We start from the raw sequence: 8,101 nt of genomic DNA, 5'->3' as shown, positions 1-8,101 counted from the left end.
GTCCGTCGCCGCCGGCATGAATCCGATGGACCTCAAGCGCGGCATCGACATCGCCGTCGCCGCCGTCGTCAAGGATATCGAGAAGCGCGCGAAGCCCGTCGGCTCGTCGGCTGAAGTGGCGCAGGTTGGCACCATCTCCGCCAATGGCGATTCCCAGATCGGCAAGATGATCGCCCAGGCGATGCAGAAGGTCGGCAACGAAGGCGTCATCACGCTTGAAGAAGCCAAGTCGCTCGAGACCGAACTCGAAGTGGTCGAAGGCATGCAGTTCGACCGCGGCTACATCTCCCCCTACTTCGTCACCAACGCCGACAAGATGCGCGTCGAGTTCGATGACGCCTACATCCTGATCAACGAGAAGAAGCTCTCCAACCTCAACGAGATGCTGCCGCTGCTCGAAGCCGTCGTGCAGACCGGCAAGCCGCTGGTGATCGTTGCGGAAGACGTCGAAGGCGAGGCTCTGGCCACGCTGGTCGTGAACCGTCTCCGTGGTGGTCTCAAGGTTGCCGCTGTGAAGGCTCCGGGCTTCGGCGATCGCCGCAAGGCCATGCTGCAGGACATCGCGATCCTGACCGGCGGCCAGGCGATCTCGGAAGATCTCGGCATCAAGCTGGAGAACGTCACGCTCGCCATGCTCGGTCGCGCCAAGAAGGTGATGATCGACAAGGAGAACACCACCATCGTCAACGGTGCCGGCAAGAAGGCGGACATCGAAGCCCGCGTGTCGCAGATCAAGGCGCAGATCGAAGAGACCACTTCGGACTACGATCGTGAGAAGCTGCAGGAGCGTCTCGCCAAGCTGGCTGGCGGCGTTGCCGTCATCCGCGTCGGCGGCGCGACCGAGATCGAAGTCAAGGAGCGCAAGGACCGCGTCGACGACGCGATGCATGCGACCCGCGCTGCGGTTGAGGAAGGCATCGTCCCCGGCGGCGGCGTCGCTCTGCTCCGCGCTTCGGAACAGCTGAAGAAGATCAAGACCGCCAACGACGACCAGAAGACCGGCGTCGAAATCGTCCGCAAGGCCCTGTCCGCTCCGGCGCGCCAGATCGCCATCAACGCAGGCGAAGACGGTTCGGTCATCGTCGGCAAGGTGCTCGAGAACCCGACCTACGGCTTCGGCTTCGACTCGCAGACCGGCACCTACGGCGACATGCTCAAGAAGGGCATCATCGATCCGACCAAGGTGGTCCGTGCCGCGATCCAGAACGCCGCGTCCGTGGCTGGCCTTCTGATCACCACGGAAGCGATGGTCGCCGAACTGCCCAAGAAGGGCGGCGCCGGCGGCGGCATGCCCCCGGGCGGCGGCATGGGCGGCATGGACTTCTAAGTCCAAGCTACTCAAGCTTCGTACAACTAAGAAAACCCCGGCAGCGATGCCGGGGTTTTTGTTTGTCTGTAGCCCTTATCGCTCCGCCTTCACCCGCCCGCTCGCTCCACCAGATGCGCACGCGAGGGCGACGGCTCGAACCGGTCTGCAAAGTACTGCGTTTCGTGCGCTACCAACCCATCGCGGAATTCCATGATGCTCACCGTGTAAGACGGGACGCCGTCATAGGTCAGCACGAATTCGGTAACCCAGAGATCACCGCTGCCGATCATTCGCCGCACGGTAAAGCGCTTCTTGTTCGGCTGGACAGTCCGGCTTTCCTGAATGTTGTGCCGGCCGCGAATGCGTTCGCCCGATTGCGGATAATCGAGCACGGCATCGTCGTGATAGATTTCATGCTCGACCTCGAAGTCGCTCGCATCCGACGCTTCCCAATGGCGCTGCAATGCGGCGCGCGCGGTTTGGTCATCCATCGCAATCTCCTACCAACGCTTCCTGCTGTTTATTGGTAACCCGCATGGAACGAAGCGCAATCCGGAGTCGGTCTCAGCGCATCACTTTCACGGGCTGAAAACTGATCTTAACGCGGGCCTGCACTAACAAAAAGGCGGCGCTCCAAGCGCCGCCTTTTCCGTCGGACCGGCGCGAGCCGATCAATCCAGTTTCGCGACCACCACCAGGCGCTTGACGTCGCCGTTGCGATAGGCCTGCAGGAACTTGTTGTAGTCCTTGAACGAGACGCAGCCGTTGCTGTCGCCGTTGGGGCCGAGCATGTAGGTGTGCGCCAAGAGGCCGGTGCGGCCATAGATCGCGCCTTCGCCGCCGACCGGGGTCAGGCGCAGCGCCGGCACGCCGTGGAACAAGGCTTCGCGCGGCTTCAGATCATAGACATGCGGCGGGGTGGCGCCGCGCATTTTCTCGCGCACGCCACCGGGATCGTCGAGCCGGCTGCCGAGGCCGGAATGCGCCTCCAGCCGGGTGCCGTCGGGCATGTACACCTTCCTGGCAGAAATATCGTAGATCGCGGTCTGGCGATCGTAGGCCGGCGCCTTGGCGATGGCGTCCTGGCCGTCGCTGGTGATACCGCCATCCGCGCCGGCGAAGGCGAGCTGGGTGCCGGCGGCGGGCGTCGATCCGCCGAACAGCTTTTCGAACATCGACGGGTTGCGAGCGTTGCCGGCCGCGATCACGGTGGCGCGGGCGCGCTGCACCATCAGTTCATGGGTGGAAACGCCGGAGGTCTCCTTCGGCGCGACGCGCAGTTCGGACGGCCGCTGCACGGGAACCGGAATGCTCGCCACCAGTTGCTTCACCGTCGGCGCCGGCGACACGACTTCCTGCGGCGTCGGAATGGCGGCGACCTGCTGGGCGGGCGGCGTGCGCGGTGCAAAGCGTTCCGGCGGCGCGCCGAGTGAATAGGACGGATCGAACCAGGCGACCTGGCGCTCGGCTGGCGTGGCGGGTGCGGTCACTGCGGCTGCGCGCGACGCGGCGACGGCCGGTGCAAAGCGGTCGGCGAAAGAGAACTGGTCGAAGCGTTCGGCGAAAGAGGACTGCGCGTCGCCGAGATCGGCGGCCAGCGACTTGATCCGCACGCTGCTGGTGACGGCGGCGACATCCGCCGCGAACAGGTTGGCGTACAGCGTCCAGCCACAACCCAGCGCGACCAGCGCCACCGCGGCGGTGCCGATGAAATTCTGTGAGGCCTTGCGGGAGTTACGTCGGCCGGTGGCCGGAGCATTCCTGGACGAGCCGGTACGGGTATTCATTCGCCTTGCGTCCAGATCAATTTCACTTAGCGCCTCTTGCTGAGAGCCACAGGATCCCGTGGAGCTTGCGCAGGGCCGCGAAGCGCCATTAGGGCCAATTTTAGTTAAATGCAGATTAAGGATGGCAGTTGAGAGACAGATGGAACCCACGCTCCGGATAAATGCGAAACGGGGCATCAATGCGGACGAAGCAAAGCAATCCCGTGTCCGCAAGGAACTCGTTCGGGATTGCGCCATCGCTGAAGTCCCATGGCAGAAGCGCTGCCGTGAACAGCGGTACCATGAGGTGCTGATGCGAGGCTGGCGTCAGTAATTCAGCTTCGGATACCAGTCGGTGCCCCGCCCCTCCGGCGTGACATCGAGAATCGTCCAGATCGGCATCAGGTCGGGCGCGCCGCGCGGGTCCTGGCCGGGGTCGGCGGTGGCGCCGTTCATCTCGCCGCTCCAGAAATGCCGGATGGTGCCGTGGCGCCGGGTGAACACGTTGAACGCGGCGTCGTCGCCGCCGTCCGGCGTCAGCCCGTGATAGTCGCGGCTGAAGTCGCCCGAGCTGTCCGACCATAGCGGCAGATGATGCCAGCCGCGCTGTCGCTTGAAGGCGACCAGTCGCTCGATCGGCGACCGCGCCACGATGGCCAGCGCGACGCGCTGGGTGATATCGGGCACCTCACCGTCCCACGCCGACAGCAGCGACGTGCACATCGGGCACGGCTGCGCGCGCTGCGGCCCGAACATGTAGGAGTAGACCACCAGCGTTGGCTTGTCGCAGAACAGTTCCGCGAACGTCGCCGGGCCGTTCTCGCCGATGAACGCGTAGTTCTTCGTCACCTCGCCGCCGTCGGGCAGCGCGCGGCGCTGTTCGGCGACGCGCTCGATGTGGCGGCGCAGTTCGATCTCCTCGATCAGCAGCGCATCGCGGGCGCGGCGATATTCCGCGCTTTCGTTGGGATAGCGATAGCTGCTGGCGCGGACGAGTTCTTTAACGGGCTTCAGGCTGGATTGAGTCATGGCTCACCTCGCTTCGAGCGATTTCAACGCACCCCGTCTGCAAGACGTTCCTGGCCCTGCCCGGCCGACATCCTAGCCTCGAATTATCGAACTATTCTTGCATTCGTCCAGTGCCGGCGCGGCGACACGCCGCGCTGAACCAAAGGTCGCGCGCCGGCGACCTATCCGCATCGTAGCCGCCGGGCGCCCCTCACCGATTTCGAAAGCTGATCATGCCCGTCGCGGGAAAATTGCTGGCGCTCGGCTTCGGCTGCGCGGCACTGTTTTACAGCTCACTGCACCCGTGGTCGGGCACGATCGGCGGGTTGTTGTACTGGCTGATCGGCTGGGCGCTGCCGACGGTCGCGGTGATCGGCGTTGCCGGCGCCGCCGCATGGCTGCTGCCGATCGGCACAATGCCGCGGCTGCTGATTGCCGCCGTGCTGAGCATCCCGCTGGGCTTGAACACCTCGCTGCAAGGCATCGGCGAAACGCTGTCCTACAAACCCAACGTCTACACGGAAATTCGCCAGCGCGTGCTGTGGCGGGATGCGGCGTCGTATCGTTCGATCTCCGTGAAGAAGCAACCATGGGCGGCGATCATGGCGCGTCCGGCGGGTCCGCAGGTCCAGGTCGCCGGCGACGAAGGCTGCGGCTGTCTGTACTTCGTCGATCGCAAGGACACCTTCTACAGCGACCTCATGATCGACCGGTTGTACCAGGTGATCGGCCGGCGCGGCACGGTCGTCGACTATGCCGCGTTGAAAGACCCGACCGAAGAATCCCGCGACGTTCATATCAATCTGGCGTTCTTCGAAACCGACAAGGGCTACCGCGCCATCGTGGAGCTGTTCGACCAGGGCCGCAAGATCGCCGAATTCGCCCAGGACAACATCCCGCGCCGCGCGATCGGCAACGCCATCGGGCTGGGGCGCGAGCGGATCGACGCCAACTTCTGGCCGAACGCCACCGACCTGCTGCTGCACGACAACCTCTGGAACGCTGCGCTGAACGCTTTCGCGCCCGGCCGTTTTCCGGAACAGGCGTTTCGCGAATTCATCGAAGCCAGCATCGCGAGCACGCCGCGACCGTAGTGGCGGGGTGATACGCAGGCGGCTCTTCCTTCCCTCTCCCCTTGTGGGAGAAGGTGGCTTCGCGAAGCGAAGACGGGTGAGGGGTAACCACAAGCTCCGAGCCCAGTAACCCCTCATCCGTCGCGGACTTCGTCCGCACCACCTTCTCCCACAAGGGGAGAAGGAAGAAAGAGCGACGTGGTTGTGCTACTTACGCCGCCGTGTCCGCCGGCGTTAGGCCGGGGGCCGCCACGGTGGCCAGGCGATCGCTGACCACGACGCGGTTGCGGCCGGCGCGTTTCGCGGCGTAGAGCGCCGCGTCGGCGGCGGCCAGCAGGTCGTCGCCGTGCTGCACATGCAGCGGCATCACCGCCAGCCCGATCGACAGCGTGATGCCGTCCAACGTGATGCCGGGCAGCACCACCTGCATCTTCTGCACGCCCTCGAGCAGATCGTGCACGCGCTGCTCGGCCATCTCGATGCTGATGCCCGGCATCAGCAGCAAGAATTCCTCGCCGCCGAACCGGCCGATGATATCGGTGATGCGGATGGTATCGCGTAAAATCTTGCCCAGGCTGCGCAGCACGGCGTCGCCGGCCTCGTGGCCGTGGCTGTCATTGATGCGCTTGAAGTGATCGATGTCGAGCATCGCCAGTGCCAGCGACTTGCCGTCGCGACGGCTGCGCGCGATCTCGCGCCCGACCGCGTCTTCGAGGTAGCGGCGGTTGTAAAGATCGGTCAGCGGATCCCGTACCGCCTGGCTACGCAACTGCTCGCGCAGTTCGAGATTGGCCATCGCCAGCGACACCTGCTCCGCTAGCATGGTGGCGAGCTGGTCGGCGCCGTCGCCGAAGCCTGTGGCGTGCTCGCGGTACAGCAGGCCAAGCAGGTTGTTCTGCGCGATCAACGGCTGGCAGACATAGGCCGCGCCTGCCTCACCGCAGGCGCCGGCGTGATGACAGACCATCCCCTGGCTGGCTTCGGAGATCGGGAAGGTGGTGCCGCGGCGCAGCGCCCAGCAGTCATCGACCGCGAACGAGGTTATGTCGGCGTGCAGCGCGCCCCATTGCGCACCGCGCTCGACCACGGTGCGGGCCTCGTTGAGATAGTACAGCGCGCCGGCCTCCCCGGTGAACAGGTAGCCGGCATAGGTCTGCACTGCTGCAAAGATTTCACCGAGCGAATGGCAGGACTGCAGCACGCCGCTGAGTTCGGTGAGCAGCACGATTTCCTTGGCGCGCAGTTCCGCCGCCTGCAGCGAACCGGTCAGCCGCGCATTGGCCTCCTGCATGGCGCTGGCATGATCGCGGCGCTCCTGCTCCACCGCCAGCACGTCGGTCTTGTCCTGGATCACCCAGAGGATTTCACCCGGCCCCTTGCGGCCGCGGTTCAAGGGCTTGCCATAGGCATCGACCACCAGCGCGGAGCCGTCGTTGCATCGCAGATGCAGCTCGACCTCGGTGGCCATGGCGCTGTCGTGAATCCGCGTCAGTGCTGCCGAAAACGCATCGCGGTCGGCCTCGGTCGCGAGCAGATCGTCGATCGGGTGGCCGGGAAGATCGGCGGCGCTGCGGCCGCAAAGTTCGGCGATGCGGCGGTTGCCGCGCAGGATGCGACGGCCGGCGGTGAACAGGATGCCGGCGAGCGGATTATCCACCAGCGCGCGCTGCTCGGCATCCAGCGTGCTGAGATTGCCGGACAGCCGCCGCGACCGCATCGTGATCACCGCGAGCAGCGTCATCAGCAGGCTGATCGCGGTGCCCGAGGCCAGCACCACGTTGGGCACCATGCGGTCGATCTGGTAGACCGAGCCAGGATTGGCATTGAACAGCACGCGCCAGACCCGTTCGCCGACCACTAGCGAACGCTCGGCCGACATGTCGGTCGCCACCACGGCCTGCGTCACCAGGCCGAGATTGGCCTCGAGGCTGTCATACATCAGGGTCGCGGTGGCCGCCGGATCTTCCGGCTCGCCGATCAAGACGCCTTCCGGCAGCGCCTTGGCGTAGCCGCGATCGACCACCTGGACATGCATTTGCTGCAGCGTGCGCGGATCGAGCACGCCGCGCATCAGGTCGTTGGTGCGATACACCGAGGCGACGAAGCCGTGCAGCGCCGCGTTGCGCTGCGACACCGTCTGCGCCGGCTCGCCGCTGCGATAGATCGGCGCGCGCAGGATGAAGCCGAGACCGCCGGAGGTGTCCTGCACCAGCTTGACCGGCGGCGTCGCGACGATGCGACCGGTCTCGGCGGAACGGCGCAGCGAATCGAGCTGCGCCGGATTGGCGCCGGCGTCGAAGCCAAGCGAGCTCTCGTTGCCGCGCATCGGCTCGACGAATTCGACGACGTTGTAAACGGAGCGCTGGCCCGGCGGACGCACCGAAAAATCCGGCTGGCCCGATCGTTCGATGCTGGTGTCGCCGCGCACCTCGGCGACGAAGCCGTCGAGCCCGTCCGGCGTCACGCGGCGCAGCGACTGCAGCGCCTGGAAACCGGGATAGCGGCGGCCGAGGTCGAGCACGTCGATGTAGCGGCGGAACTGGGCGCGATCGACGCGGCCGATCGAGGCATACAGCCCCTGCATGCTGACCAGCACTTCCGCATGCGCCCGCAACCGCTCGCCGATCGCGTTGGTGATATCGACGGCGTCCGCAGTGAATCGGCGCTGCACATCGGCGGCGATGATGTTTTCCGACAGCGACCGCACCGCGAAGGTGGCAGCCATTCCGGCGCCCAGAATAGCAACCGCGATCAGCGTGGTCCGCCCGGTCCCAGGCAGCGCGTTCCGCAACGTCATTTCGAATTCCTACCTCACGGCCGGCCCGCAAGACCGATCAAAGACCGCCATCTGATACCGTCCGTATGTTGCGATTGCGTTGAAATCCACAACGCTTGACGATGAGGTTAATCACGGATATTAAATATCTGCGATTATGGGAAAGGCT

The 8,101-nt window shown here is 65.1% G+C and carries 6 protein-coding genes; 2 read left to right on the top strand and 4 right to left on the bottom strand.

Features of this window, described 5'->3' with window-relative positions; all coding sequences use genetic code 11:
* A partial coding sequence (gene groL / locus JWR89_RS18120; protein ID WP_299718624.1) for a chaperonin GroEL occupies positions 1–1,327 on the top strand: 1,327 nt, incomplete at its 5' end.
* A gap of 89 nt (positions 1,328–1,416) precedes the next feature.
* On the opposite strand, the gene JWR89_RS18115 is transcribed toward groL, so the two are convergent.
* From JWR89_RS18115 to JWR89_RS18105, 3 genes are all read right to left on the bottom strand, one after another.
* Complete coding sequence (locus tag JWR89_RS18115; protein WP_299718622.1) at positions 1,417–1,800, bottom strand: nuclear transport factor 2 family protein; 384 nt, start codon at positions 1,798–1,800, stop codon at positions 1,417–1,419.
* 180 nt (positions 1,801–1,980) lie between these two features.
* The gene (locus tag JWR89_RS18110) at positions 1,981–3,096 is read right to left on the bottom strand and encodes a DUF2778 domain-containing protein (RefSeq protein ID WP_299718620.1); all 1,116 of its coding nucleotides are present in this window, start codon (positions 3,094–3,096) and stop codon (positions 1,981–1,983) included.
* A 306-nt stretch (positions 3,097–3,402) separates the two neighbouring features.
* A complete protein-coding gene (locus JWR89_RS18105; RefSeq protein ID WP_299718618.1) occupies positions 3,403–4,104 on the bottom strand; it encodes a DUF899 family protein in 702 nt (233 codons plus the stop codon).
* A 212-nt stretch (positions 4,105–4,316) separates the two neighbouring features.
* On the opposite strand from JWR89_RS18105, the gene JWR89_RS18100 reads away from it, so the two are divergent.
* A complete protein-coding gene (locus JWR89_RS18100; protein ID WP_299718616.1) occupies positions 4,317–5,177 on the top strand; it encodes a hypothetical protein in 861 nt (286 codons plus the stop codon).
* 190 nt (positions 5,178–5,367) lie between these two features.
* Here JWR89_RS18100 and JWR89_RS18095 read toward each other — a convergent pair whose 3' ends face one another.
* Positions 5,368–7,953, bottom strand: a complete 2,586-nt coding sequence (locus JWR89_RS18095; RefSeq protein ID WP_299718614.1) for a diguanylate cyclase — start codon at positions 7,951–7,953, stop codon at positions 5,368–5,370.
* Positions 7,954–8,101: the final 148 nt, after the last annotated feature.

Origin of the sequence: Tardiphaga sp., assembly GCF_028290785.1 — a bacterium.
GTDB lineage: Bacteria > Pseudomonadota > Alphaproteobacteria > Rhizobiales > Xanthobacteraceae > Tardiphaga.
This window is presented reverse-complemented; position numbering and strand designations above follow the sequence as displayed.